This window comes from Myxococcus sp. CA033, from assembly GCF_013336625.1.
GTDB lineage: Bacteria > Myxococcota > Myxococcia > Myxococcales > Myxococcaceae > Myxococcus > Myxococcus llanfairpwllgwyngyllgogerychwyrndrobwllllantysiliogogogochensis.
In genome coordinates this window covers 198,416-222,855 of the sequence record NZ_JABUMU010000012.1, presented here as the reverse complement: position 1 = coordinate 222,855, position 24,440 = coordinate 198,416, and the positions used below count along the sequence as shown (strand labels likewise).

At 67.7% G+C, this 24,440-nt stretch carries 21 protein-coding genes and 1 pseudogene; 10 read left to right on the top strand and 12 right to left on the bottom strand.

Features of this window, described 5'->3' with window-relative positions; all coding sequences use genetic code 11:
* Nucleotides 1-5: 5 nt before the first annotated feature.
* Both HUA78_RS26370 and HUA78_RS26365 read right to left on the bottom strand, forming a co-directional pair.
* A complete protein-coding gene (locus HUA78_RS26370; protein WP_174454814.1) occupies nucleotides 6-722 on the bottom strand; it encodes a hypothetical protein in 717 nt (238 codons plus the stop codon).
* A 36-nt stretch (nucleotides 723-758) separates the two neighbouring features.
* Nucleotides 759-3,971: a TonB-dependent receptor gene (locus HUA78_RS26365; protein WP_174477400.1), complete on the bottom strand. Its 3,213-nt coding sequence runs from the start codon at nucleotides 3,969-3,971 to the stop codon at nucleotides 759-761.
* 231 nt (nucleotides 3,972-4,202) lie between these two features.
* Here HUA78_RS26365 and HUA78_RS26360 point away from each other — a divergent pair, with 231 nt between their 5' ends.
* The 5 genes from HUA78_RS26360 (at nucleotide 4,203) to HUA78_RS26340 (ending at nucleotide 7,459) form a co-directional block, all read left to right on the top strand.
* Nucleotides 4,203-4,955 (top strand): energy transducer TonB, encoded by a 753-nt coding sequence (locus HUA78_RS26360; RefSeq protein WP_174462896.1) that lies wholly within the window; start codon nucleotides 4,203-4,205, stop codon nucleotides 4,953-4,955.
* A 68-nt stretch (nucleotides 4,956-5,023) separates the two neighbouring features.
* A complete protein-coding gene (locus tag HUA78_RS26355; protein WP_141647756.1) occupies nucleotides 5,024-5,707 on the top strand; it encodes a MotA/TolQ/ExbB proton channel family protein in 684 nt (227 codons plus the stop codon).
* Between the two features lie 128 nt (nucleotides 5,708-5,835).
* The gene (locus HUA78_RS26350) at nucleotides 5,836-6,249 is read left to right on the top strand and encodes a biopolymer transporter ExbD (RefSeq protein ID WP_141647757.1); all 414 of its coding nucleotides are present in this window, start codon (nucleotides 5,836-5,838) and stop codon (nucleotides 6,247-6,249) included.
* Nucleotides 6,249-6,755 carry a biopolymer transporter ExbD gene (locus HUA78_RS26345; RefSeq protein WP_174477399.1) on the top strand — a complete coding sequence of 169 codons (507 nt, stop codon included), beginning with the start codon at nucleotides 6,249-6,251 and terminating at the stop codon, nucleotides 6,753-6,755. Before HUA78_RS26350 ends, HUA78_RS26345 begins: the two co-directional genes overlap by 1 nt.
* Nucleotides 6,756-6,835: 80 nt before the next feature.
* Nucleotides 6,836-7,459, top strand: a complete 624-nt coding sequence (locus HUA78_RS26340) for a DUF2378 family protein (protein WP_141647759.1) — start codon at nucleotides 6,836-6,838, stop codon at nucleotides 7,457-7,459.
* Here the strand turns inward: HUA78_RS26340 and HUA78_RS26335 are convergent.
* A complete protein-coding gene (locus HUA78_RS26335; protein WP_246137702.1) occupies nucleotides 7,360-7,950 on the bottom strand; it encodes a hypothetical protein in 591 nt (196 codons plus the stop codon). The two genes, HUA78_RS26340 and HUA78_RS26335, sit on opposite strands and share 100 nt — an antisense overlap.
* Before the next feature lie 285 nt (nucleotides 7,951-8,235).
* Between HUA78_RS26335 and HUA78_RS26330 the strand changes: the two genes are divergently transcribed.
* On the top strand, nucleotides 8,236-9,864 hold the full coding sequence (locus HUA78_RS26330; protein WP_174462897.1) for a YifB family Mg chelatase-like AAA ATPase: 1,629 nt from the start codon (nucleotides 8,236-8,238) through the stop codon (nucleotides 9,862-9,864).
* A 12-nt stretch (nucleotides 9,865-9,876) separates the two neighbouring features.
* Here HUA78_RS26330 and HUA78_RS26325 read toward each other — a convergent pair whose 3' ends face one another.
* Nucleotides 9,877-11,259: an NAD(P)/FAD-dependent oxidoreductase gene (locus HUA78_RS26325; protein ID WP_174454810.1), complete on the bottom strand. Its 1,383-nt coding sequence runs from the start codon at nucleotides 11,257-11,259 to the stop codon at nucleotides 9,877-9,879.
* Nucleotides 11,260-11,750: 491 nt separating this feature from the next.
* On the opposite strand from HUA78_RS26325, the pseudogene recA reads away from it, so the two are divergent.
* Nucleotides 11,751-12,779: pseudogene (gene recA / locus HUA78_RS26320) on the top strand (recombinase RecA).
* Here the strand turns inward: recA and HUA78_RS26315 are convergent.
* From HUA78_RS26315 to pssA, 4 genes are all read right to left on the bottom strand, one after another.
* On the bottom strand, nucleotides 12,776-13,279 hold the full coding sequence (locus HUA78_RS26315) for a DUF1285 domain-containing protein (protein ID WP_141647764.1): 504 nt from the start codon (nucleotides 13,277-13,279) through the stop codon (nucleotides 12,776-12,778). The pseudogene recA and the gene HUA78_RS26315 sit on opposite strands and share 4 nt — an antisense overlap.
* 58 nt (nucleotides 13,280-13,337) lie before the next feature.
* A complete protein-coding gene (locus HUA78_RS26310) occupies nucleotides 13,338-14,804 on the bottom strand; it encodes a hypothetical protein (protein ID WP_174467752.1) in 1,467 nt (488 codons plus the stop codon).
* On the bottom strand, nucleotides 14,801-16,063 hold the full coding sequence (locus HUA78_RS26305; protein WP_174467751.1) for a CinA family nicotinamide mononucleotide deamidase-related protein: 1,263 nt from the start codon (nucleotides 16,061-16,063) through the stop codon (nucleotides 14,801-14,803). The genes HUA78_RS26310 and HUA78_RS26305 overlap by 4 nt, the downstream gene beginning before the upstream one ends.
* Before the next feature lie 246 nt (nucleotides 16,064-16,309).
* Entirely contained in the window at nucleotides 16,310-17,170 is an 861-nt protein-coding gene (gene pssA, locus HUA78_RS26300) for a CDP-diacylglycerol--serine O-phosphatidyltransferase (protein ID WP_141647767.1), read from the bottom strand.
* 119 nt (nucleotides 17,171-17,289) lie between these two features.
* Between pssA and HUA78_RS26295 the strand changes: the two genes are divergently transcribed.
* The gene (locus HUA78_RS26295) at nucleotides 17,290-18,414 is read left to right on the top strand and encodes an alpha/beta fold hydrolase (protein WP_141647768.1); all 1,125 of its coding nucleotides are present in this window, start codon (nucleotides 17,290-17,292) and stop codon (nucleotides 18,412-18,414) included.
* Here HUA78_RS26295 and HUA78_RS26290 read toward each other — a convergent pair whose 3' ends face one another.
* The gene (locus HUA78_RS26290; protein ID WP_254623905.1) at nucleotides 18,415-20,079 is read right to left on the bottom strand and encodes a proline-rich domain-containing protein; all 1,665 of its coding nucleotides are present in this window, start codon (nucleotides 20,077-20,079) and stop codon (nucleotides 18,415-18,417) included. It abuts the gene before it with no gap.
* A 495-nt stretch (nucleotides 20,080-20,574) separates the two neighbouring features.
* Here HUA78_RS26290 and HUA78_RS26285 point away from each other — a divergent pair, with 495 nt between their 5' ends.
* Nucleotides 20,575-20,844: an HU family DNA-binding protein gene (locus tag HUA78_RS26285; protein WP_002635502.1), complete on the top strand. Its 270-nt coding sequence runs from the start codon at nucleotides 20,575-20,577 to the stop codon at nucleotides 20,842-20,844.
* Nucleotides 20,845-20,957: 113 nt separating this feature from the next.
* Here the strand turns inward: HUA78_RS26285 and HUA78_RS26280 are convergent, their stop codons facing one another.
* Together HUA78_RS26280 and ltaE are read right to left on the bottom strand one after the other, a co-directional pair.
* Nucleotides 20,958-21,935, bottom strand: coding sequence for a M23 family metallopeptidase (locus HUA78_RS26280; RefSeq protein WP_141648711.1), 978 nt, complete (start codon nucleotides 21,933-21,935; stop codon nucleotides 20,958-20,960).
* A 158-nt stretch (nucleotides 21,936-22,093) separates the two neighbouring features.
* Nucleotides 22,094-23,119, bottom strand: coding sequence for a low-specificity L-threonine aldolase (gene ltaE / locus HUA78_RS26275; protein WP_174454803.1), 1,026 nt, complete (start codon nucleotides 23,117-23,119; stop codon nucleotides 22,094-22,096).
* Nucleotides 23,120-23,185: 66 nt separating this feature from the next.
* On the opposite strand from ltaE, the gene nth reads away from it, so the two are divergent.
* A complete protein-coding gene (gene nth, locus HUA78_RS26270; protein ID WP_141648713.1) occupies nucleotides 23,186-23,890 on the top strand; it encodes an endonuclease III in 705 nt (234 codons plus the stop codon).
* On the opposite strand, the gene def is transcribed toward nth, so the two are convergent.
* Nucleotides 23,844-24,377 (bottom strand): peptide deformylase, encoded by a 534-nt coding sequence (def, locus tag HUA78_RS26265; protein WP_141648714.1) that lies wholly within the window; start codon nucleotides 24,375-24,377, stop codon nucleotides 23,844-23,846. The genes nth and def overlap by 47 nt on opposite strands.
* Nucleotides 24,378-24,440 lie beyond the last annotated feature (63 nt).

The window sequence follows — 24,440 nt, the reverse complement described above, 5'->3', positions numbered from 1 at the left end:
AACGACTACCTGAAGGACGGAACCTGCTTCGAAGGAACGCAGTACGACGCCGCCGGCGTCCCGTCCGCGTTGAATCGAATCGTGAGGCACTCCGCGGCGAAATCGGGGTTCAGACCCGAGTCCGGACCGCAAGAAGTCGCATCCGACGGACTGCACGCAATCGCGGGCCACAGGGCACGCATGGTGTAGTTCGAGGCGCAACCATCCTTCGTGTACTTCAGCTCACCCTTCAGCTGGGTGCCGGGCGCGAACGGAGCCGCGTAGACATCCACGTTGGTGTACTCGTAGCGGATCGTCGTCGCCGCAGCGGTGCTGGTCGCCGCGGCATTGACGGTGGCCGCCGACAGCGAGGGGGCCGCGCAGAAGTCCTTGTCATCAGGCTCCGTAGCGAGCGCACCCAGCGCCGTCTGCTCCGAGGGGGCCCCAGGATCCCGGCTCGCGATGCTCGCCAGGCCGTTGGGACGAATCGTGAGCAGCGAGTTGTTCAGGTTGTCCGGGTCATTGAACTTGAAGACGCCGAGCAACTCTCCAGGGGGAGCAACGATGGTGCAAGCACCACCACCGTTGACGAGGGTGGGGGAATCCACCGCATCGTACTTGACCACCCAGTTGGCGTTGTCCTGCACGAAGCAGGGCGCCTCTGGCTGGTCGAAGTTGCAGCCCGTCAGCACGCTCGCCGTGCCAACAAGGACCATCGCAGCATTGAAAATGTTCTTGGTCATGTGACTTGAAATCCCGGTTCCGTGAGTGGCCAGAGACTAGAACGTGTACCGGACGCCAAGGCGCATCTGCCGCGGCGGCTGGTAGCTGGTCGGGTTCTTGAAGTTGGGGTTGACGTCTCCGTCCACGCTACCGAACGGCTCCGTGCGCTCCTCGCCTTCCTGCCACGTCACGTTGCCCGGCAGGTCGCTGGGCTTGCCGTTCGGGATCGGGGCGACGCTGAGCAGGGTGTACGTCTGGTCCACCGTGCTGACGCCCTGGAAGTTGAAGAGGTTGAAGACGTCGAGGGTCACGGAGATCACGCTGTCCTTGCTGACGCGGTAGTTGACGCCAATGTTGGAGTCAATGACGTTCAGCCAGGGCGTACGGCCACCCGCGCCACGGGGGAGGACGAAGGACTCGTCCGAACCGTAGAGAGCGTGCGCACCGAAGTAGTTGATCGGCGTGCCGGAGTTGCCGCGGTAGGACAGACCGATGCTCGCGGAGAGCTCGTTGGTGAAGTTGAACTCCTTGGCGCCGAACACCTTGATCTGGTGGGTACGGTCGAACGGGAGCAGACCCGTGCGGTTCGCCAGGAGGCTGATGAGGTCGAAGTCCGACAGGATGTTCGGGTCGAGCTGAGCGGTCTCCGGACGGAACAGACCCGGGTAGTTACCGTACAGACGGGACCAGGTGTAGTTCGCCTGGGCCAGCCAGCCGTCCGAGAACGTGCGGTTCAGGTAGACGGTGACGTTGTCGTAGTTACGCTCCGGCTTCGGGAACTCCTTGGCGAAGCCGCTGCCCGGGTTGCCGAGGAAGTACGAGCGACCGTCATCGCGGCTCATGTCCTCGATGACCATGTTCATGTCGCGGTGGGTGTAGCTGGCGCCCACGCGGGTGTTCGCGATGAGCTCGTACTCGCCGCCGACGACGATTTCGTCGGACGACTGGGGGTTGATGTCCGGATCGATCGGCTCGTTCTCCACCTTGCCGCCCGTGAAGAGGCGGTTCGGGTTACGGCTGCTCTCCGGCTGACCGAGGACGTAGTTGGGATCCCGGCACTCCGTCTCCTGGCTCTCGCGGCTGGACGGGTCGCAACCACCCGACTCACCCGGCTCCACCATGGCGCGGCGGGCCTCGTAACGACGCTCACCCGGGAACGCGCGGTCGAGCATGTTCAGCGGAACCTGCTCGTAGTACCGGGCGAAGTTCACGAAGAACTTCGTGCGGCCGTTGGCGAACGGGTCGACGATGGCGCCGATACGGGGCGACCACTGGTTGCCGAGGATGAGGGCCAGATCGCCATCACCGCCGTACATCGCCTGCACGTCGTAGCGCACGCCGAGGTTCAGCGTGACGCGGTTGGCGATGGACCAGGAGTCCTGCAGGAAGCCACCGACCGTGGTGCTGGTGGTCTTCGACTGCTGGGTCAGCTGGGTGATGGGGCTGTCAGGGGACGCCTGGTAGCCATAGCGGCGGTAGTCATGAACCGCGATGGTCTCCGTGTAGGGCTGCCCGTTGAGGGTCGCACCCGCGTACGGGCGATTCTCCTGGAAGTACACGCCGCCGCCGTACGCCTTGAGCTGGTCGTACGACAGGAACTCGGTGTCGACACCGGCCTTCAGCACGTGGGTGCCGAGCGCGTTCAGCAGGTACGTGGCCTTCGCGTTGATCTGGTAGCGATCAAGCTTCGCGTCGGACATCAAGCCAGGACCACCCAGCGTGTAGCCCGTCACGGGGCAACGCTCGTGGACCTCTTCCTGCGGCGTGCCCTCGTTCAGGATGAGCGGATCGCATGCCGCCTCCTGACCCGCGGGCAGGTTCTCGAACACGGTCAGCCGGCGCTCGAAGTTGTAGAGCATGCGGGAGTAGCCCGCGAGGCCCTGCGACGAGCCGATCTTGCTGCCGTCCGCCGGGAGGGTGGACGCCGTCTGGTGGAACCAGCCGAGGTTCGCGTCGACCAGGACCTTCTTGTCCATGAACGCGCCCGCGTACTTCAGGGCCAGCGACGTGGCGTTCGCGTTGGTCTCCGTGAAGGCGAAGTCGCCCGGGCGGGAGGACAGCGCGCCCGGCAGACCACCGGACTGCGGGTTGATGCTCAGCTTGCCCATGCCACCGGTCGTCGTCGGGGTGCCGTTGAGGGCGATCGAGACGTTGTGGTCCTGGTTGATGAGGTACGTCAACTTGCCCATGTACTGCACGGTCCGGGTGTCGGCGTAGTACTGACGGTCAGAGCCCGCGATGGGGTCGACGACGGTGAAGCCCTCGTCGTTGGCCACCGAGGTACCGTCCGCGTTCAGCCGGATGGCGTTCAGCGTGCGGGTGTGCTGGTAGCGCGTGAACGACGGCGCGAAACCGGCGAAGAACCACAGCTTGTCCTTGAGGATCGGGCCACCGAGGGTCGCGCCGAAGTCACCCAGGTTCTGCAGCTCGTTGAGGCCACTGATGACAGTGCCCTCTTCCTGGACCTGCTTGCGGGTGCCTTCGAAGGTTCCCGGCGTCCAGTTCGCGAACACGGAACCGTGGAACTCGTTGGAACCAGACCGGGTCACCGCGTTGATGACACCGCCCGTGGAGCGACCGAACTCCGGCAGGTAACCGCCGGTGATGATGTTCACGTCCTGCACGAACTCGATGCTCATCGGGCTGGCGTTCACGCCGTAGGCGGGGTCGTTCGTGGACAGACCGTCCACCACGTACCCGTTCTCAGGCGAGGTCGCGCCGTTGATGGACACACCGTACTGGTCGTTCTGGGCGCCAGGCGCCAGCTCGGCCAGGGACTCGAAGGAGCGAGCCGCTCCTCCCTTGCCACCCGGACGGGCCACGGCGATGCGCTTGATGAACTCCTGATCCACGTTGACGCCCGTGGTCGTGGAGCCCACGTCGATGGTCGGCGGCGCGCCGACGATCTCCACCACTTCACCGAGGGACTCGGGGAGCAGCTCGACGTTGACGCGGATGGTGCGGTTCAGACGCAGCTGGACGTCAGAACGTGCGTACGGCTTGAACTGCTCTTTCTCGAACCGCAGGGTGTAAACACCAGGCGGCAGCTGGGGAATACGGTAGTTGCCCTGAGCGTCGGTAACCACGGTCTGCTCACCCTGAAGGTTGGGCGAGGTCGCGGTGACAACAACGTCAGGAACAGGCTGCCGGCTTTGAGCGTCGATGACAGTACCGATCATCGTGCTCGACTGCGCGAAAGCCGCCGATCCATAAAGCAGACCTGCGGCCAGGACAACTCCGGTTTCCCGGAGCACTCGGTTCAAGTGCATACCAGACCCCTCCAAGGTGGGCTGCAACCGAAAATGACTGGGGAAAATATCCGAGGTCAAGCAGTTGTCAATAGACCGTTGCTTTTTGGTAACCAGTGGGGCAATTGCGCGATCACGTCAGTTACCCTTGACCGTGCTTGCTTGAACCCGGAACGCGTTTCTGTATGGTAGCGCGCCCTTTCAGCCGGGCGGGGCGTGGTGGGTGTCCACTGGTGATGAGGAGTCTAGTACATGTTTGATTCAGTCCTTGACCGCGGTCAGGCGCCCAGAGCGCGGTTCGGCGTGGGGACCACCATCTCCGTGATCCTGCACGTCGCATTGTTCGGCGTGGCCTACTTCCTGTCGACGAGGGAACCGGTCGAGGAGGAGAAGGAGATCGAGGTGACGCTGAAGGCCACCATGGCCCCGCCTCCTCCTCCCCCGCCGCCTCCTCCCCCGGCGGCGAGCACCAAGCCGAAGACGACGCCCAAGAAGCCCAAGAAGCCCGACACCATCGTCCAGCCCAAGGAGATCCCGAAAGAGATCCCCAAGGAGGCCGAGCCGGCCGAAGAGCCGGAAGAGGCTCCCGAGGAGGCCAGCGAGGAGCAGGTCGAGGGTGGCGTCGAGGGCGGTGTCGCCGGCGGTGTGGTGGGCGGCGTCGTGGGTGGCGTGATTGGCGGCGTGGTCGGCGGGCAGCTGGGCGGGACGGGGACGGAAGTGCTGCCGTTCGGTGCGGGCATGACGCGTCCGGAGAAGGTCTCCGGCCCGCAGCCCGAGTACACGCGCGAGGCGCTCGAGTCCCGCGTGCAGGGCACGATGATCGTCAAGTGCGTCATCACCGTGGAAGGTCGAGTGGAGCGCTGCCGAATCATCAAGCCCCTGCCCCACATGGAACAGGCCGTCATGGACGCCCTGACCTCGTCACGCTACAAGCCCGTCACGTTCCAGGGCCGTCCGGTCCAGGTGGATTACACCTTCACCCTGAATCTGAAGCTTCCGCGCTGATCCGGGCGCGCCGTAGAGAAGCACCGCCGACCACCCCGCGCTCGTGAGGAGGAGCGCTTAATCAAGCCATGCAATTCACTCTCATCGATATTTGGCACCACACGGGCACCTTCGCCCGTATGATCATCTTCACCCTGGCCATCATGTCGGTGGCGTCCCTGGTCGTGATGGCGGAGCGGATGATCGTCTTCCGCAAGACCCGGTCCGACAGCCGCAACTTCGCCGCCAAGATGGGTGCCATCCTGGCGAAGGGCGACCTGACCACCGCGGCCAACACGAACCTGGGCAAGGACGTGGGTCACCTGGGTCGGGTGATCAACTCCGGCCTCACCGCGTACCGCATCAGCCCCAACAACAAGGACATCGCGGTGGAGTCGGTGGCGCGGGCGCTCGAGCGTCAGGCGCAGCGCGAGGTTCAGAGCATGAAGCGCGGCCTGGGCCTGCTGGCCACGGTCGGCTCCACGGCTCCGTTCGTGGGTCTGCTCGGCACGACGATGGGTATCGTCAACGCCTTCCAGCTCATGGCGGCGGCCGGCTCCGGCGGTCTGGGCACCATCTCGGCCGGTATCGCCGAGGCGCTCATCACCACGGCCTTCGGTCTGTTGGTCGCCATCCCCGCGGTGATGGCCTACAACTTCCTGCAGGGCTGGGTGGATGCTCGCTCGGTGGACATCTCTGAGTCCTCCAACGAGTTCCTCGACGTGGTCGCCCGCCACATGGGCGGCGGCGCGCACTCCTCGCACGCGGCCTGAGCAGTCACCGGCGAGCCCGGGGACGACCCGAGGCCCGCCTCCCGAAGTGAACGCGGCCCCTGAAGTCCGGGGGCCAGCGACGCCACCCGGGACGGCGGGCTTCCACCACCTGGAAGCAGGTTAAACGCATGGGAATGTCAGCTGGCCCCAAGGGGGGCATCAAGAGCGAGATCAACGTCACGCCGCTGGTGGACGTGGTGTTGGTGCTCCTCATCATCTTCATGGTCGTCACTCCCATGCTCCAGCGCGGCAAGTCCGTGGAGCTGCCGAAGGCCACCGAAATCGAGAAGGAGAAGGGCAAGGACTCAGACCCTCTCTACGTCTCCATCACTCCGGACAAGAAGGTGTTCCTGGAGAATGACCAGGTGGACGAGCAGGCGCTCCAGGACCGACTGACGCAGGAGCTGGCGAAGGACCCGGGCAAGAAGATCCTGCTCAAGGGCGACAACACCGTGAACGTGGGCGACGTGCGCAGGGTGCTGGACGTGGCCCGCAAGGCCAAGGCCAAGCAGATCGCGCTCGGCGTCGAGGAGAAGAAGTAATGGCGGGCCACAAGCAGCGTCAGTGGGTGAAGCCGCAAACGCCGCCCAACTCGGAGATCAACGTCACGCCGCTGGTGGACGTGGTGTTGGTGCTCCTCATCATCTTCATGGTCGTCACGCCCCTCCTGGAGAAGGACATCCTGGTGCGCGTGCCGGACACCGAGGTGGAGGATCAGCCGCCGCCGGAAGACCCGAATAACCAGCAGCTGGTGGTCCTGCTGGACAAGGACGGCGGCTACTCCATCAACACGGAGAAGGTGCCCACGGCCGACTACGTCAACCGGCTCAAGCGGATGCTCGCGGCGAAGAAAGCGGACGAGAAGGTCGTCTTCTTCATGGCGGACGATGCGACCAACTACGGCCGCCTCATCGTGGCCATGGATGGCGCGAAGGGCGCCGGCGCGAAGGTCCTCGCCATGGCGACCGAGCTGCCGTCGAACGCCATCATCCAGGGTACGCAGGTGGACACCGGCACTCCGACGCCTGCTCCGACGCCGACTCCCTGAAAACCTCCGCCCGGAGCCCTACGCTCCGGGTTGGAGTCGCGGTTCACAATCAGAAGCTCGTCGGCTAGAGTTCACTTCTCATGGCTGACGAGCTTCTCGTCTTTGAACAGACCATCGAAGCCCTCTTCCTGCGCGCGCTGCACGGGCGGCTGACGCCCGCGTGCAAGAGTCGCCTGCGCCAGGCGGGGCTCGACGTGGACCAGAAGCTTCGTCCCGCCTACGCCTTCCCGTCGTGGATGGCCTTCCTGCGCATCGCCGCGGAAGAGCTCTTTCCCCAGGAAGCCATCGGCCCCGGTACATGGAAGCTCGGCGAGGCCTATATCGAGGGCTTCCGGGAGACCATGCTGGGCCGCGCGGTGCTGTCGCTGCTGCGCGTGCTGGGGCCTCGCCGGACGCTCATGCGGGCCACACAGAACTTCCGGGCGGGCAACAACTACACCGAGTCGAAGCTGGTGGAGCTCACTCCCACCCAGTTCGAGTTGTGGATGAACGAGGTGGGTGACTACCCGGACTTCACCGCCGGCATCATCCACGCGGGACTGCGGGTGGCCGGCGCACAGGACGTGAAGGTGGAGCCGTCCGGCTACGACGGCCACGCCTGCACCTATCGCATCAACTGGAAGGAGGCCTCGGTCTCCTCCGGCGTCGCGGGCAGCGGGGACTCCAAGGCCGCCATGAGGTCCGGGTCCATCAGCTCCCTGTAGATGAACTCGGCGATGAGCCCCGTCACCATCCAGATGGGCAGGATGTAGAGCGACGTCATCTCCCAGAAGATGGCGCCCGCGTCCGCGTAGTACCAGATGCGGTAGCCCGTGAGCCGCTCCAGCATCAGCCCGCTGAAGGCCTCGAAGAGCAGGATGCCGACGCCGTAGACGACGGCTCGCAAGCTGGCGTGCTGGTAGAGCATCCAGCGGTAGACGGGCTCCACGAAGCAGAAGCACGCGACGCCGTAGATGAGGAACATCCACAGCGAGCACTGGCCATAGGCCGTGATGTTGGGTGTGTTCCAGATGGCGTTGAGTCCCAGCCGGTCGTCCACCTGCCACTGGAACTGGAACAGCGTCCCGAGGATGGGCACGTCCCGGGAGATGCGCACCAGGTTGTAGAAGAAGATCTCCGAGCTGAGTCCCACCATGCCGTAGAGGCAGAAGCGGAACATCGCGAAGGCCACCTTCATCCGCTGGCCTCGCTTCATGTCAGCCCGACGGATACGGACCGGACGGCGCCGATGAATGACCTGCGACCCCATGCGCGTCATCTCCCCCATGCATTCCCCAGATACCCGCCAAGGTACCCAAGAGGCACCCGCCCTGGCTAGACCCACCTTCACTAATCCAGTGCATCTGGAATCGTGACGCGCGGGCCCTCGGGATGGGCATCCGCCTGGGGAGATTGGATTCGAAGGGCCGTCGCCTCGGGACGCCGTCGGTACGCGGGTTGCTCCGCGAAGGTCGCGACGTCTGAGGGAGAGGGCGGGGACATGCTGGCGAGGGTGCGGTCGGGGGCGTTGATGGGTATCGACGCGGTGGTGGTGGAGTGCGAGGTCGACATGGCGCTCGGGCTTCCCTACTTCAACGTGGTGGGGCTGCCAGAGGGCGCGGTGCGGGAGTCGAAGGTGCGCGTCGTGTCCGCGCTGAAGAACACGGGCTTCGAGCTGCCGCAGAAGCGCATCACCGTGAACCTGGCGCCCGCGGACTTGCGCAAGGACGGGGTGGCGTTCGAGCTGCCCATCGCCCTGGGCGTGCTGGCGGCGGCGAAGCTGCTCGAGGACGGGCCCCTGGCTCGCTACCTCTTCGGTGGAGAGCTGTCGCTGGACGGCTCGCTCAAGCCCATCAAGGGAGTGTTGCCACTCGCGGTGGCGGCGAGGGACCGGGGCTTCGAGGGCGTCATGGTGCCCGCGGCCAATGCGGCCGAAGCCGCGCTCGTCGAGGGACTGACGGTGCTCCCGGTGACAAGCCTGCGCGAAGCGGTGGACCACCTCGCGGGCACCCACGTCATCACGCCCTTCCGCCGCGAAGGTCCCTCCGCCGCGGCGCCGCAAGGGCGGCCCGAGCCCGACATGGCGGACGTGCGGGGACAACCCGAGCTCAAGCTCGCCCTGGAGCTGGCGGCCGCGGGTGGGCACAACGTGCTGATGTGCGGACCACCAGGCTCCGGCAAGACGATGCTCGCACGTCGCCTGCCCAGCATTCTTCCGGCGATGACCTTCGCCGAGGCGCTCGAGGTGACGAAGGTCTATTCGGTGTTGGGGCTGCTCAACGCGGGACACTCACTGGTGCGAGCACGGCCCTTCCGCGCGCCGCACCACACCCTCTCCGATGCGGGCCTCGTCGGCGGAGGCCCCCTGGCGCGCCCCGGCGAACTCTCCCTGGCGCACCACGGCGTGCTGTTCCTGGACGAGTTGCCGGAGTTCCGACGAAACGTGCTGGAGGTGCTGCGCCAACCGCTGGAGGAAGGGGTCATCCACCTCGCACGGGCGAACCAGAACATCAGCTATCCGTGTCAGGTGATGCTGGTGGCGGCGATGAACCCCTGCCCGTGCGGCTACTTCAACGTGCCGGGCCACACCTGCACATGTCCCGAGCATCGGGTGTTCGACTACCACGCGCGAGTCAGCGGACCTCTTCTGGACCGTGTCGACATCACACTGCAGACGCGCCCGGTGGAGTACCACCACCTGGCGCGCGCGGAGCCGAAGGAGACCACGAGCCTCCACCACCGGGAGCGCGTGGAGACCGCGCGGCAACGCCAACGGGAACGCTACCGTGACGAGCCCAGCGTGCACTGCAACGCCCAGCTTCCCTCACATCTGCTGCGACGCCATTGCGTCCTGAGCCCGCGAGCGGAACGGATGCTCGAGCTGGCGGTGCGTCACCACGGCCTGTCCGCACGCGCGCATGACCGGCTGCTCAAGCTGGCCCTGACTCGGGCAGACCTGGAAGGACACGGGCGCATCGAGGACGTGGACATGCAACTCGCCATTGACTGCAGGGCACTGGACCGGCGTGGGTGGCTGCACGCCAACACGCACGGCGGCACCCCGCCCTCCCGTTCCGGTTCCCGCTGGCCGGTGACTCCTTCCGGAACGGGGCCACCCGAGCGCCCCTGACGCGGCGAAGGCTCAGTGCGAGGACGGAGGAGCCAGCCCCCGCGAGGATGCGGCGCCGTGTGTCGAGGGCTCCGCGTCCGTCAGCAGTATCTGCTCGCCGCGGGTGGTCGAGCTCGGGAGACGGAGCTGATCCAACCGAGGCGCGGGGCCGGTGATGATGCGGGCCGACTTGTTGAACGTCAGATACGAATAGGCCCAGTCGAGCATCACCGCCAGCTTGCTGCGGAAGCCGATGAGGAACATCAGGTGGATGAAGAGCCAGGCCGACCAGGCGAGGAAGCCCGATTGCTTGAAGCGGCGGAAGGCGATTCCCACCGCGTGGCCGCGACCAATCACCGCGTAGGAGCCTCTGTCCCAGTACTTGAACGGCACCATCGGCTGGCCCCGGAGCCGACGGAGGATGTTGTGGGCCGCGTGCTTGCCTTCCTGCATCGCCGCGGGCGCGAGCCCTGGCACAGGCGTGCCATCCGCCTGTTTGAGCGAGGCGAGGTCTCCCACGACGAAGACATCCTCATGCCCCGGCACTGTCAGCTCGGGCGTCACGTTCACCCGGCCCGCGCGGTCCAGCGGAGCACCCAACGAACGCGCCACCGGCGAGGCGGCGACACCCGCGGCCCAGAGCACCGTGCGGGCCGCGATGTGTTCCGTGCCGATGTAGACACCTGACTCGTCGATGTTCGTCACCCGGGCGCCCGTGCGGACCTCCACGCCCAGCTTCTCCAGCGTGCGGCGGGCCTGCGCGGCGAGGTCGTCGGGATACACGGGCAGGACCTTGCCCAGCCCCTCGATGAGGATGATGCGCGCGTCGCGCGTGTCGATGTTCTTGAAGTCTCCCGTCAAGGAGCTCCGACTTATCTCCGCCAGCGAGCCCGCCATCTCCACGCCCGTGGGCCCCGCACCGATGATGACGAAGTTGAGCAGCGCCCGGCGGATGCTCGGGTCCGTCTCCCGCTCGGCCATCTCGTAGGCCAGCAGGACGCGACGCCGAATCTCCACCGCATCCTCGATGGACTTGAGGCCAGGGGCGAAAGGCGCCCAATGGTCATTGCCGAAATACGAGTGCGTCGCCCCCGTGGCGATGACGAGGTAGTCGTACTTCAGTTCGCCATCCGACAGCAGCACCCGCTTGCCCGCGGTGTCCACACCCGTCACGTCCGCCAGCACCACCGCCACGCCCTTGGGACCCAGGAGCCCGCGCAGGGGTGCGGCAATCTCACTGGGACTCAACGTCGCCGTGGCCACCTGGTACAGCAGCGGCTGGAAGAGGTGGTGGTTGTGTCGGTCCACCAGCGTGATGCGGACAGGCGCCTTGACGAGCTGCCGCGCGGCGCTGAGCCCGGCGAACCCTCCACCGAGGATGACCACATGAGGCAGGTCTTCGCGTTGGGTTTTCACGAGGGAAAGGTCATGCCGCCCCCTCCAAACTTCAACGCAAAGCGCCGTGCCCCCGACGAGCAACCGAGCGCCCCCTTGCTCCAGATGAATCGCACGATAATGCGAGGCATTAAGCGAAAGACTGGGAGCCCCCACAGTCTCATCTGCAAGCCCATGCAGTCCCCGCTCACCGCGGCTTCGCGGGGGGTATCGGGCGACGCGCGTGTGGCTCTCCCGCGATGGCACCGGGACATCGGCGGTGCAATGGAGGTGTCCGCCCCGGAGACGCGCGCCGAGCCTGTCGGGGCCCGAAGGACATGTGCGGGCTCGCCGCGCGCACCCTCCACCATCCGGGACACTCCACCGGCCTCGCGGACACCTCGTCACGCGCGCTCCAGGGGAGCACGCCCCCGGCATGCACGTTGCTCATCCCCACGCCGATGCGTCCGTCACCTCCATCCGGAGGAGAAGGAACGCAGCACAGTCACAAGGACAGGGCGGCGAGGGTGTCGATGAGCAAGCTGACGGAGAAGCTGAAGGCAGTGGCGGCGGCGGTGGCATCCATCGAGAAGCAGTTCGGGCGAGGCTCGGTGATGACGCTGGGGGCTGACGCGCACGAACAGAAGGTCGCGGTGATTCCGACGGGCTCCGTGGGACTCGACCGGGCCCTCGGTGTGGGCGGCTATCCCCGAGGGCGCGTGGTGGAGGTGTTCGGCAACGAGTCGTCGGGCAAGACGACACTCACCTTGCATGCGATTGCGCAGGTCCAGGCTGCGGGAGGCGTGGCGGCCTTCATCGACGCGGAGCACGCGCTCGACATCCACTACGCGCGCAAGCTGGGCGTGCGCGTGGAGGAGTTGTTGGTCTCACAGCCGGATACCGGTGAGCAGGCGCTGGAAATCACCGAGCAACTCGTGCGCTCCGGAGCCGTGGACCTCATCGTCGTGGACTCGGTGGCGGCGCTGGTGCCCCGCGCGGAAATCGAAGGGGAGATGGGAGACGCGCACATGGGCGTGCAGGCGCGGCTGATGAGCCAGGCCCTGCGCAAGCTCACGGGCGCGGTGAGTCGCTCGGGCACCTGCATCGTCTTCATCAATCAGATTCGCATGAAGATTGGGGTGATGTTCGGCAACCCGGAGACCACCACGGGCGGCAACGCCTTGAAGTTCTACTCCTCGGTTCGGCTGGAGATTCGCCGCACGGGCAACATCAAGGACTGAGACGCCGTGGTGGGCTCGAGGGCCCGCGTGAAGGTGGTGAAGAACAAGGTCGCCCCGCCCTTCCAGGAAGCGGAGTTCGACCTGCTGTACGGCAGCGGCATCCACCGCACAGGCGAGGTGCTCGACCTGGGCGTGGCCTCGGGCCTCATCGACAAGGCCGGCAGCCACTTCAGCCTGCGGGGAGAGCGCATCGGACAGGGACGGGAACGCGCGGTGGAATGGCTGCGTGAGCACCCCGACGCCCTGGAGACGCTGGCCCGGGAACTGGCGGGTACGCCGCCCCTCCCCTGCCCCACCGCGCCCGTGGAGGCAGCGGCCTAGCCAGCCAGCTCATCCAGGGTGAGGGCCACGGGATAGCGACGCTCACCCGCGCACAACAGCAACCCACCCTCGGGAGCCGGCTCCAACAACTGGCCGAGTTGGTACTGCGCGTCCCGGGAGAAGCGCGCCTTGGCCCTGCCCTGCTTCACGCGACAGGTCAGGACCCCATCGGACTCCGCGGCCAGGGTGGAGAGGTCCAACACCTCGGCGGTGCGGTCACTCAACCGGATGGACACGCGTTCCTCCGGCGTGACGTCCACGGTCCGCACCTCGTACGCGGCATCCGCCACCTGCACGAAGCACCAGTCATTGCCGATGCGGAGCTGGTAGCGGCCCGTGTCGTCCAGGATGAGGGAAGCGTTGAAGAGCTCGATGATTTTCGGATGCTCGATGGGCTCGTCGTCGTGCCACCAGCGCAGGCGGGCATCGAGGCGGATGCCGCTGTCCTCGCGGGTGTGCCAGCGCTTGCCGGCAGGAGGCTGTCCGGTGGGAGGTTGCATGGCCTCTTTCTATCTGCGCGCGGAGCCTGGGGGATTCAAGTCCTCGGGCTCCACTGCCCTACCAGTTCCGGACAAGCTCCGTGTAGCCCCGGAAGGCCACCGCGCCCCAGAAGTTCACCAGCACGCCCAGCGCCAGCGTCGCCAGCACCACGCGCTGGCGCAGCGACCAGCCGCCAATGGCGAAGAGCAGCAAGAGATAGGGCGTGTAGTCCAGACTGAAGCGGAAGCCGAACTGCATGTAACCCGTGTTCTGGTAGAAGAGCCCTGGCAGCGCGCACACGGCCACGGTGAGCCACAGCGGCCAGTGCAGGCGCGGTCTCAGCTTCGGAATCAGCAGGAAGACGAGCAAGGGCAGCGTCAGCAACAACGTGAGCCCTCGGGGGTCATAGCCGAGCTTGAGCGGCGCCAGCGACAGCGACGGCCACTTGAGGAAGGCGGCCTCCAGGTTGCGCCCCAGGTATTCCCAGTGGAAGAGGCCCCACCGGTCGATGTCCACGTTGACGCGGTTGTTGAAGAGGAAGGCGTGGCCGAACTCGCTCAATCGGCCGAAGCGATACACGTTGTAGCCAGCGGCCAGCAGCCCCAGCGGTGCGGCGCCCAGCGCGAACAGGCCCACCTTCCGCGCCGCCGGCTTCCAGTTGCGCCCCAGGGCCTTGAGTTGCTCCAGCCGAGGCCCGGGGCCCGGGCACAGCGCCTCCAGCACGAAGAAGAGGCCCGCGAAGAACAGCGGCGTGCGGGTGAGCGTGGCCATGGAGAAGAACACTCCGGCCAGAACAGGCCGGTGGGCACGCAGGGCGTTGCGCACGTAGAGGCAGGTGAGGGCCACGCCCATGACCTCGGCGCTGAACCACACCTCGCCACGTATCGCGCAGTAGAAGAACAACGTGCCGAAGGCGAGCGTGAGCGCGAGCACGACGTTCTCATCGCGGGTGCGCGCCGTTTCACCTTCCTTCGCCAGGAAGCGCAGCAGCGAATAGAAGAGCGCCACCGCCAACGCGCCAACGATGACGCCGAACGAGGTGTCGTTGAACTGATACCCGTGCAGCGCGACGAAGGGCAGCATCGCCACGGCGGGGAAGGATGGGAAGCTCACGAACCAGCGGTCATCGGGAAGCGGCCGGCCCTCGCAGCGGACCTTCTCGCCACCCATCTGACGCACACAGGCCCAGTCCTCCAGATTGGGGAGGACCTGGGGGTCCACGTCCAGCCGCCCCTCCAACCACGACTGGGCCTGGTAGATGAAGTGCGGCGCCGCGCTCTGGCGCAGGAAGCGCTGGGAGCTGAAGCTCGAGAGCACGACGAACGCCACCACGAACAGCAGCACCTCCACGCGGTAGGCGGCGAACCACACGCGAAGCATGGCACCGGGCGCGCCTCCCGAAAGCGAGGGCGCGCTCTGCGTGGAGGGGGCAGTGGCCTCCGCGGGCGACTCGGGAGCTGGGATGGCCGACTCCTCTGGGGCCGGGCCCGTCACACCGGGCTCGGGGGTGGATGGCTCTTGGCGCTTGGACTTGGAGCGACTCATGGGCGGGCGGCGGACAGCAGGTGCTGTCGCAGCATCTCCAGCGTGTGGGAGGCAGCGAAGAGCCGCACGCGCTCTCTGTCTCCGGAAAAGGACATGCGCTCACACCGGGTCACCAGGTCCGGGCCCGCGAGCGCGCAGTACACGGTGCCCACGGGGTCCTCGGGAGTTCCTCCCCCAGGCCCCGCGTACCCTGTCACGGACAAGCCATATGTGGTGCCGCAGGCGGCACGCGCGCCCTCGGCCATGGCGATGGCCGTCTGGGAGGACACGGCGGAATGACGCTCGAGAATCTCGGGTGGAACACCCACCCATGCGGACTTCATCTTCTCCGAGTACACCACCGCCCCTCCGACGAAGACGGTGCTGGCTCCCGCCACCGCCGTGAGCCACTGGGCGATGAGGCCCCCCGTGCAGCTCTCCGCCGTCGCCAGCGTGGCACCCGCGCGGCCCAGCACATCCAGCAGCACCGGGGCGTACTCGTCCCCGTCCGCGCCGAAGACGCGGGCACCCAACACCCGTCGGCAGTCGACCTCGGCGGCCGCCAGCGCACCATCAGCCTCGGCCTGCGAGGGCGCCTCCGCCATCAGCTTGAGGTGGTTCTCCGGTGCGTGCGTTCGGAAGCCGAACACCACCCGGGGGTGGCTCGAAGCCAGGGGCGCCACGGCGAGGTCCATCTCCGACTCGGGAAGCCCCACCGTACGCAACAGGCGGAAGGCACGGAAGATTCGACCGGGTCTGGCCTCCAGCTCCGCCTGGATGCGTGGCAGCACCTCTCCATCCAGCAGGGCGCGGAACTCGCGCGGCACCCCGGGCAGAAAGAACAGGCGACAACGTCCCAGGGTGAGGACGACGAGGGGCGCGGAGCCCACCAGATTGCGTACCGGCTCGCTGCCGCGAGGGATACGGGCCATGCGCAGCGCGCTCGGATTGATGGGGAGACCCCGGGCCGCATAGCGCTCTTGCAGCCAGCCAAGCACCCGTGCGTCCTCCTCGAACGGGACACCCGCTGCTGCGGCGGCGCACTCCAGCGTGAAGTCGTCCGCGGTGGGTCCCAACCCGCCGGAGACCACCACCACATCCGCCCGGGACGACGCCTCCAGCAACGCCTGGGTGATGTCGGGGCGGACGTCGCCCACCAACACCACCCGCTCCACCTTGACGCCCAAGTCGAAGAGACGGGCCTCCAGGTAGGTGCTGTTCGTATCCGTGATGAGGCCGGTGACCAGCTCGTCACCAGTGCACAGCAACTCGACGCGCATGGGTCGCGCATCCTAGCGGCACCTGTCAGCCTCGGCACGGACGGAAGCATCTCCGCGCTCGCTCACCCGCCAGGACCGCGTCCGGACGCCCGCCTTCCCTCGGCGCGGGCTCGCGCCTGCTTCCTCGGTGCCGGGCACGTCTGCACGGCGAGGGCCGCCTTCGGGCGAGGTCTCGGCACTCGCGCCGTGGCGTCGTCGAGCGGGTGTCGGCCGCCCAGAAGGAGGGCTCCGACTCCGCTCGTTCGGTCAGAGGAAGGCGGGCCCGTCGTTGCCCGGACCGGTACCGTCCTCGGCCTCTTCGTCATCATCCTCGTCGTCGATGACGGCGGCGACAGCCGTGGAGCCGGCGGCCACCTTGCGCGCGGCCAGATGCGTGCGCACCTGCACCGCGGACTCCACCAACCCCAGCGCGAGGTACGCACCACAGCAGGCCACCAACAACCACGCGGGATGGTACTGCGTCGCGATGGCCACACCGCCGACCACCATCAACGTGAACACACCCGCGCTCTTGCGACTGGGACGGGTGTCCTTGAAGGTGCGGTAACGCACCGTCGACACCATCAGCAGCGCCAGTCCCACCACCGCGACCGCCACCGGGACAACGGCCGACTCGTGCAACGGCTCGCCTCGCGAGGCCACGTGGTGGGAGATGATGACCGAGACGAGCATGCCTGCGGCCAGGGGAATCGGCAGGCCCACGAAGAAGCGCCCACCCCCGCCATGCGGATTGCGCGCCGCCAGCACGTTGAAGCGCGCCAGCCGCAGCGCGCCGCACGCGGCGAACGCGAAGGAGATGAACAGCCCCGCGAAACCCAGCGGCGCCAACGCCCACTTGTAGACCAACAGCGCCGGAGCCGCCCCGAACGAGACGACGTCCGCCAGACTGTCGAGCTGCACACCGAAGTCGCTCTGCGTCTTCGTCAACCGGGCGACGCGACCGTCGAACCCGTCGAAGAACATCGCGAAGAAGATGGCCAGCGCGGCCTGATAGAGCTGGACAGGACCCGCTTCACCCGCGCACAGCGTGATGGCGTAGAAGCCACAGAAGATGGACGTGACAGTGAAGAGGTTCGGCAGCACGAACATCAGTTTCCGTAACTTCATCGCTCCCTCGACTTCCTCTGATGCCCGTGAGTTCCTGGCAACAGGACGGCGGGTGAACGGACCTTAGCAGGGTTTTATTCGAGGCACCGTCAGACCGAGGGGTCATCCAGGAGGGCAACATGGGAGACTGGCGATGGGTCGTGTGGGTGCTGGTCGCCAGCCTGGTCGTGGTCATGGGCAATGTCCTGTGGGTGGCGCTCGTCCGGAGGTGGTACCGGCTGCGCACCCCGCTGCCCCAGGCCCTCAAGGCCCAGTGCGCGGATGGATGGGAGCTGGCGGTCCACGCCCGGCGCGCCCCCGTGCGGCGCTTCGAGGAGCCGGTGCTGCTGTGCCATGGACTGGCCGCCAACCGGTACACCTTCGACTTCGAGCCCCCCTATTCCGTCGCCCACTATCTGGCGGAGGCGGGTTTCGACTGCTTCAGCGTCGAATGGCGCGGCACCGGGCACTCGCGCCTGCCCCCCCGTGGCCGGCGGTACACGGACTTCACCATCGATGACCACATCCTCCAGGACGGCCCCGCACTGCTGGAGCTGGCCCTGAAGGAGACGGGCGCGAAGCGGGCCTTCTGGCTCGGGCATTCGCTGGGAGGGCTCGTGGGCTATGCCCTGGCGCAAGGCCCGGAAGGGGCGAAGCTGTCGGGACTGCTCACGCTCGGCGCCCCCGTGCACTTCAAGTCAGAGCCCTTCCTGCGCACGCTCATCTCGCTGGGCGTCCGCGCGGCATGGCCCGCGCGCTTCCGGCAGGAGTGGATGAGCGCGAGCCTCGCGCCCTTCCTCGGCTACGTGACGCTCCCGCTGTCGGACCTGGTGGTGAATCCCCTGCACATCCCTCCGCGCATCCAGCGGCAGGTCTACGCGAACATGATGTCGTCGATGAGCCGCAAGGTGCTGCTCCAGTTCCAGGACTGGATTGAGCATGACGCGTTCCGCTCGTTCGACCGCACCCGTGACTGGCGCGCCGGCATCTCCCGCCTCCAGCTCCCCATCCTCGTCATGGGCGGGAGCGCGGACCGGCTGGCCACCGCCGAGAACGTGGAGAGCCAGTTCGCCCTCGTCACCGCCGAGGACCGCACGCTGCACGTCTTCGGCAGGGACCGGGGAGACGCGCTGGACTACGGGCACGGAGACCTCGTGTTCGGCAAGGGCGCGCCCCAGGAGGTGTATCCCGTCATCCGCGAGTGGCTGGAGAAGCACGCCACGCCCCTGGATTCCGCCGACGCGCCCGCGCCACCTCCCGCGTGATCAGCGCGGACCGGGCCGAGGCTCGGCGAGGCGCTCCACGCACGGCGCCTCCTCTCCCCTCCGGTCCTCCGTGCGGATGCGCCCCAGTCTCACCCGGGTGTCTCCCGTGCACTCGGCCCAGATGAGGCCCTGGCTGGCCCCCCCTACGAGGAGCGCGTCCACGCGCAGGTCACCATCACCCATCGCCGCCAGCACCGTCTCACCGCTGTCTCGCGCTTCCACTCCCGTGGCGTCCAGCCTCGCGAGCGTGTCCACCAGCAGCGCCGCTTGCCCGCACTGCTCCAGTTCCGCGTCGCGCAAGGACACTCGCGCGTTCTGCGCCGCGAGGACGCAGGCCCCCGTGGTTCGCCGAATCACCACGCCCTCCACATCCGCGCGCACCTGACGCAGGTGCAGCCCGTCTCCGGTGATGCCATCCACCGAGCGCACGCCCACCACGGTGCCGCCCATGAGCCTCAGGCTTCCGCCGACCGCCACCACTCCGTACTCGGCGGCATCCTCCACATGGAGGCGCCGCGCCTCCACCTCCGAGCCCGTGAGCTGGAACGCACCGTGGCTGCCACTGCCGCGCACCACCACGTCCTCCAGCAGCACGCCGCGCGAGGCGACCACGCCCAATCCCGCCCGTTCGGCGCCCACTGAGAAGAGCCCCCGCACCTCCAGACGCAGCGCACGCATGGCGGAGACCGCGAGTTCGTGCCCCCGCACTCGCACGTCCTCCATCACCAGGCTGCCCTCCACCACCGAGAAGGCCGCGCCTCGGCCGCCTTCCGACACCGCACGGCGGACCTCCGCGTGCCCACCATCCATCCCCACCGCCGTCACCGGCCCCGTGAAGCGCACGTCCTCCAGCAGCACCCGAGACTCGGCACCTCGGACGCGGACCGCGCGACGGAAGGGACCCGTGAAGGAGGTTCCTCGCAGCCACGCGTCCCGGGATGACGGTGGAGACGGAGCCTCTTCGGGCGCGTCGAGCAGGACACCCACGGTCTCCGACACGGTGGCCTCGAAGCGTGCATCCACCGCGTCGAACCTTCCGGAGGTCACCCGCACCGCGCCCTGGCGCTGGCCGCTGAAACCCACGTTCTCCACCAAGACGCGCCCGCCGCCCGTCACCTCCAGGCCCCAGGTTCCGCCCCGCACCTCCAGGTTCCGCAACAGCACTCCCCCCGTTCCCGGGGCTGGCGACGAAAGGTCCTGAGGATCCGTGGCTTTCAACGGAGATCCACTCGACACCGCGACCAAGCCCCGCGGGCCCAAGGGGCTCAACGGGAAGCCACCATGCCCCACGGACTGAGACGGCACGCCCTGCTGCCCAGGGGAGGTCCACGGGAAGCCACCATGCCCCTCGGGCCGAAACGGCAAGCCCTGCAAGCCTGGAGAAATCGGCGGGAGCACACGCTGCCCATCACTCGCAGGCCCTTCCGCCCCACCCGATGGCCCGGCGGCGCTCGGCAGCGTCTCCTCGGGTCCCTCCGCCCCACCTGATGGCCCGGCGGCGCGCAGCACCGTGCCCTGCGGGGCTTCCACCAGCAGCACCGTGCCGGGTCCCTCGCCCTCCAGCCGGACGTCCTCGGGCAGGGTGAAGGAGCCCCGGTACGCTCCCGCCGCCAGGTGCACCGTCAGCGGACCCGGCCGGGCCAGCGCCTCCGCCAGCGACCTCAAGGGCCTCTCCCTGGAACCATCCCCGGGCCGCCACCACGCCGCGTCCACCCACACCTCGACACGGACCTGCTCCCGCCCAGGGGGAACTCCCCCGGCCACGGGCAGCCCCGGGCCCCGGCAGGCACCCAGCGTCAGGATCATCAACGTCGGAAACGTTCGGAAGCGCACGCAGGCGGAAACCCTAGTCCATTCCCGCCCACCCCGACCCAGGCGCGATCAGCAACACACGCCAAGTGATCGAAATCCCAAAGACTTTCTTCAAATCACGATCAACCCAATTGTTTTCGACACCCTGATTCCACACGGTGTGTCGGTGTCTCGGGTGCGGATTTCTCCCTCTGTCTACGCCCGGTGTTTCACCGAGCCAACTTTTCGTCCGGAGGCCGATTTTCCGGCCTCGGAGCGCGGTCAGCATTGACAGGGAAAAGAGCGATTTGTTACCACCGGTTGGCTTACGCGCATTCAAGGCCAGACAACGCAGGACGGAGGGGCGTAATGACCAAGGCAGAGCTCGTCGAGGTGGTGGCGGCGCAGACACGTCTCACCAAGAAGTCGGCGGCGCAGATCCTCGACATCGTCTTCACCAACATCGGCAAGGCGGTGAAGAAGGACGCGCGATTCAGCTACCCCGGCTTCGGAACCTGGTCGGTGCGTTCCCGCAAGGCGCGGAAGATTCGCAACCCGCAGACCAACGAGATGATGAAGCTGAAGGCCTCGAAGACCATTGGCTTCCGTCCGGCCAAGGAGCTGAAGAACTCGCTGTGAGTCGCTGACGCCACCCCGGTTCATGCCGTGGCGTCCCAGGGACTCGCGATGGACCGGGCACTCCCCTCAGGGGCGCTACCTCAAGCCGGTGGCGCCCCTGATGCGTTGCGGGCTCACAAGCCCGCACCACCCCGCGCCATCGGCGGCGCCTCCAGACGCCCTTCACCCTCGTCACCGAGCGCGTCCAGGGGGTCCATCACCTCCCCATCCCGCCACAGCTCGAAGTGCAGGTGCACGCCCGTGGCCAGCCCCGTCTCGCCGGCCAGTCCCACCGCGTGGCCCCGCTCGAGAATCTCCCCTGGCTCCACCAGCACCCGGGACAGGTGGCTGTAGCGCGTCAACCAGCGCCCATCGTGCTGCACCTCCACCTGGAGGCCGTGGTCGCCGTTCCACCCCGCACGCAACACCACGCCCTTCGTCGCCGTGTAGACGACCTGGCCCTGCTTCGCCGCCAGGTCCACGCCGAGGTGGCGCCGCTGCTCGCCCAGGATGGGGTGCCAGCGCTGGCCGAAGACGCTGGTGATGGTCACCGGATCCACGGGCCAGGCCAGTCGGGGCAGTCCGTTGACCTCCTCCGGATGCTCCAGCCGCCGCAGCTCCGCCATGCGCACCGCGAGCCGCCCGACCCTCAGCACCACGGCCTCCGCCAGGGCTCCAGGCATGTCGCCATACGTCCTGCCGTCCTGCTCCAGTTCGGCCTCCAGGACGCCTCGGGCTCGCTCCACGTCACGGGAGTCCGTGCGCTCCACCGCGCGCGCCAGGAACGCATCCAACATCCCGTTCATCAGCTCCCAGCTCTCCACCTGACCCAACGGCATGGGCCCACCCCTCGCCACCTTCCGACGGTGCCCACGGGCCCGCTCCCTGAAGGACTCCAGGGCCTCCTGGAGTTCCATGGAGGGCTCGGGCGCGGCCAGGCGTACACGTCCACCCGGCGGGGCGGGGACACCCTCGGGGACAGGGGACGAGGACGGCTCCGCGGAGGACCGCTCCGGGGTCTCGTAGACCTCATCGAAGCTCATCTTCTGCTCCGACCGAGGGGTGGAGCAGGCGCAGACGCTGACGAAGGCGAGGAGGCGGAGTCGACGCACGGCCCGGCGAGCCTACCACGCTCCGCTCGGTGCCTTCCCTCGCCCAGCAGCCACGGCTTCGCCCGGAGCGGAAGCGAGCAAGCAACCCCGGGGGACGGGCAGATTCGCTGCCCGGAAAAACTCGCCCCTTCGTTGAGCCCCGCGTGGCGACCGGCGGCCTACGCCAATGCTCGCCGGATGCGCGCGACCGATTCGTCGATGTCCGCCGCGGACAGGTCCAGGTGCGTCACCAACCTCACCGAGCGCGGTCCCCCCGCCGGGTTCGTCAGCACGCCGTGTCCCCCCAGCAGCGTCACCATCTCCAGGGCCGGGCGGTCGAACTCCGCGAACACCATGTTCGTCTCCACCCGCGCCGTGTCCACCTTCACTCCCGGCACCTCGGCCAGCGCCGCCGCGAGTCGGCGCGCATTCGCATGGTCCTCGGCGAGCCGCTCCACATGGTGGTCCAACGCGTACAGCGCCGCCGCGGCCAGGATGCCCGCCTGCCGCATGCCTCCACCCAGCCGCTTGCGCAGCCGACGCGCCTCCTTGATGAGGTCCGCGCGGCCCGCCAGCGCCGAGCCCACCGGCGCCCCCAGCCCCTTCGAGAAACACACCGACGTCGTGTCCGTCAGCCTCGCCCACGTCGACGCGGGCACACCCGCCGCCACCTCCGCGTTGAACAGGCGCGCACCATCCAGGTGCACCGCCAGCCCCGCCTTGCGTGCGACCTCCACCACCGCGCGGAAGCGCTCCACCGGCCACACCGAGCCCCCGCCGCGATTGTGCGTGTTCTCCAACGACAGCAGCCGCGTGCGCGGGTTGTGCATGTTGTCCTCGCGCACCGCCGCCGCCACGTCCTCCGGCGTCAGCAAGCCCCGCTCACCCGGCAGCGGCTGCGGCTGCACGCCCCACAGCGCCGGCACCGCGCCGCCCTCGTAGTGAAGGATGTGACTGCCCGCCTCGGTCAGCACCTCGTCCCCCGCCCGGCAGTGCGCGCCGATGGCCACCTGGTTGGCCTGCGTGCCCGAGGGTACGAAGACGGCCGCCTCGAGCCCGAGCCGCTCCGCCACCCGGGCCTCCAGGCGCAGCACCGTGGGGTCCTCGCCGTAGACGTCGTCCCCCACCTCCGCTTCCGCGATGGCTCGGCGCATACCGGCGGTGGGCTTGGTGACGGTGTCGGAGCGAAAGTCGATGGGCTTCATGGTTCTCCCGCGGGGTGGCGACAGCCAGGGCTTGGGGGCACGACAGGGGTGACATACAACGGCCGCGTGCCCGGACGTGAGACAACGGCGGCGAAGCGTGAGCGCGCGGTGAAGGTCATGGAGCGGCTGGAAGCCTCCATGCCCGATGCCCACATCGAGCTGGATTTCCGCTCCCCCCTGGAGCTGCTCGTGGCGGTGATGCTCTCCGCCCAGTGCACCGACAAGCGGGTCAACATGGTGACCCCCGCGCTATTCCAACGCTTCCCCAACGCCCACGCCTACGCGGAGGTCCAACCCGCCGACGTGGAGCCCTTCATCCGCACCTGCGGCCTGTACCGCGCCAAGGCGAAGAACATCGTCGCGGCGGCGAAAATCCTCGTGGGGGAACATGGCGGCCAGGTGCCGCTCCGGCGCGACACGCTCGCGGAGCTGCCCGGCGTGGGCCGCAAGACGGCGGGCGTCGTGTGCATCCACCTGGGCGGCGACGATGCCTTCCCGGTGGACACCCACGTGAAGCGGCTCGCGTACCGGCTCGGCTTCACCACGCACGAGGACCCGGACAAGGTGGAGACGGACATGCGGTCCGTGCTGCCCATCCCCTGGTGGACGAAAGGCCACCAGCTCCTGGTGTGGCACGGGAGGCGGACGTGTTTTGCCCGCTCCCCCGAGTGCGACCGGTGCGTCGTGGCCGAGCTGTGCCCCAAGAAGGGCGTGGCCCGAGCGACTACCGAGAAGCCGAAGGGTTCAGCTCGCTCTCGCGCGAAGCCTTGAGCTTCTTCATCCGCTTGCGGATGAACTCGCGCTTCAGCGTGGAGACGTGGTCCACGAAGACGGTGCCATTCAGGTGGTCCGTCTCGTGCTGCACGGCGATGGCGAGCAGCTCGTCACAGCGCAGCGTCTGCTCCTGACCGTCCACGTCCAGGTACTTCACCGTGACGACGGCGGCGCGGTCCACGTCCTCCGACTCACCGGGGAGGGAGAGGCAGCCCTCGTTGTAGGTCGTCTCACCCTCGAGCGCGACGAGCTCCGGGTTGATCATCGCCAGGGGCTTGGACTCGGGCTGACGCGGCGTGGTGTCCAGGACGATGACGCGCTGGAGCACGCCAATCTGCGGCGCCGCGAGTCCCACGCCGTCGGCGGCGTACATCGTCTCGAACATGTCCTTCACCAGCGCGCGGGTGGAGTCGTCCACCTTCGTCACGGGCTTGGCCTTCTGCTTCAGGATGGGGTCGGGCCAGATGAGGATCTCACGAACCATGGAGGCCCTCTTAACTCCCCCCGCGCGCACGGGCAACCCCGTGCGGGCAGCCCGCCCCCGCCC

What these genes read in the sequence shown, in the direction of transcription:
- HUA78_RS26370 (WP_174454814.1), bottom strand. Translation starts at nt 722, where the DNA reads ATGACCAAGAACATTTTCAATGCTGCGATGGTCCTTGTTGGCACGGCG.
- HUA78_RS26365 (WP_174477400.1), bottom strand. Translation starts at nt 3,971, where the DNA reads ATGCACTTGAACCGAGTGCTCCGGGAAACCGGAGTTGTCCTGGCCGCA.
- HUA78_RS26360 (WP_174462896.1), top strand. Translation starts at nt 4,203, where the DNA reads ATGTTTGATTCAGTCCTTGACCGCGGTCAGGCGCCCAGAGCGCGGTTC.
- HUA78_RS26355 (WP_141647756.1), top strand. Translation starts at nt 5,024, where the DNA reads ATGCAATTCACTCTCATCGATATTTGGCACCACACGGGCACCTTCGCC.
- HUA78_RS26350 (WP_141647757.1), top strand. Translation starts at nt 5,836, where the DNA reads ATGGGAATGTCAGCTGGCCCCAAGGGGGGCATCAAGAGCGAGATCAAC.
- HUA78_RS26345 (WP_174477399.1), top strand. Translation starts at nt 6,249, where the DNA reads ATGGCGGGCCACAAGCAGCGTCAGTGGGTGAAGCCGCAAACGCCGCCC.
- HUA78_RS26340 (WP_141647759.1), top strand. Translation starts at nt 6,836, where the DNA reads ATGGCTGACGAGCTTCTCGTCTTTGAACAGACCATCGAAGCCCTCTTC.
- HUA78_RS26335 (WP_246137702.1), bottom strand. Translation starts at nt 7,950, where the DNA reads ATGAAGCGAGGCCAGCGGATGAAGGTGGCCTTCGCGATGTTCCGCTTC.
- HUA78_RS26330 (WP_174462897.1), top strand. Translation starts at nt 8,236, where the DNA reads ATGCTGGCGAGGGTGCGGTCGGGGGCGTTGATGGGTATCGACGCGGTG.
- HUA78_RS26315 (WP_141647764.1), bottom strand. Translation starts at nt 13,279, where the DNA reads ATGCAACCTCCCACCGGACAGCCTCCTGCCGGCAAGCGCTGGCACACC.
- HUA78_RS26310 (WP_174467752.1), bottom strand. Translation starts at nt 14,804, where the DNA reads ATGAGTCGCTCCAAGTCCAAGCGCCAAGAGCCATCCACCCCCGAGCCC.
- HUA78_RS26305 (WP_174467751.1), bottom strand. Translation starts at nt 16,063, where the DNA reads ATGCGCGTCGAGTTGCTGTGCACTGGTGACGAGCTGGTCACCGGCCTC.
- pssA (WP_141647767.1), bottom strand. Translation starts at nt 17,170, where the DNA reads ATGAAGTTACGGAAACTGATGTTCGTGCTGCCGAACCTCTTCACTGTC.
- HUA78_RS26295 (WP_141647768.1), top strand. Translation starts at nt 17,290, where the DNA reads ATGGGAGACTGGCGATGGGTCGTGTGGGTGCTGGTCGCCAGCCTGGTC.
- HUA78_RS26285 (WP_002635502.1), top strand. Translation starts at nt 20,575, where the DNA reads ATGACCAAGGCAGAGCTCGTCGAGGTGGTGGCGGCGCAGACACGTCTC.
- ltaE (WP_174454803.1), bottom strand. Translation starts at nt 23,119, where the DNA reads ATGAAGCCCATCGACTTTCGCTCCGACACCGTCACCAAGCCCACCGCC.
- def (WP_141648714.1), bottom strand. Translation starts at nt 24,377, where the DNA reads ATGGTTCGTGAGATCCTCATCTGGCCCGACCCCATCCTGAAGCAGAAG.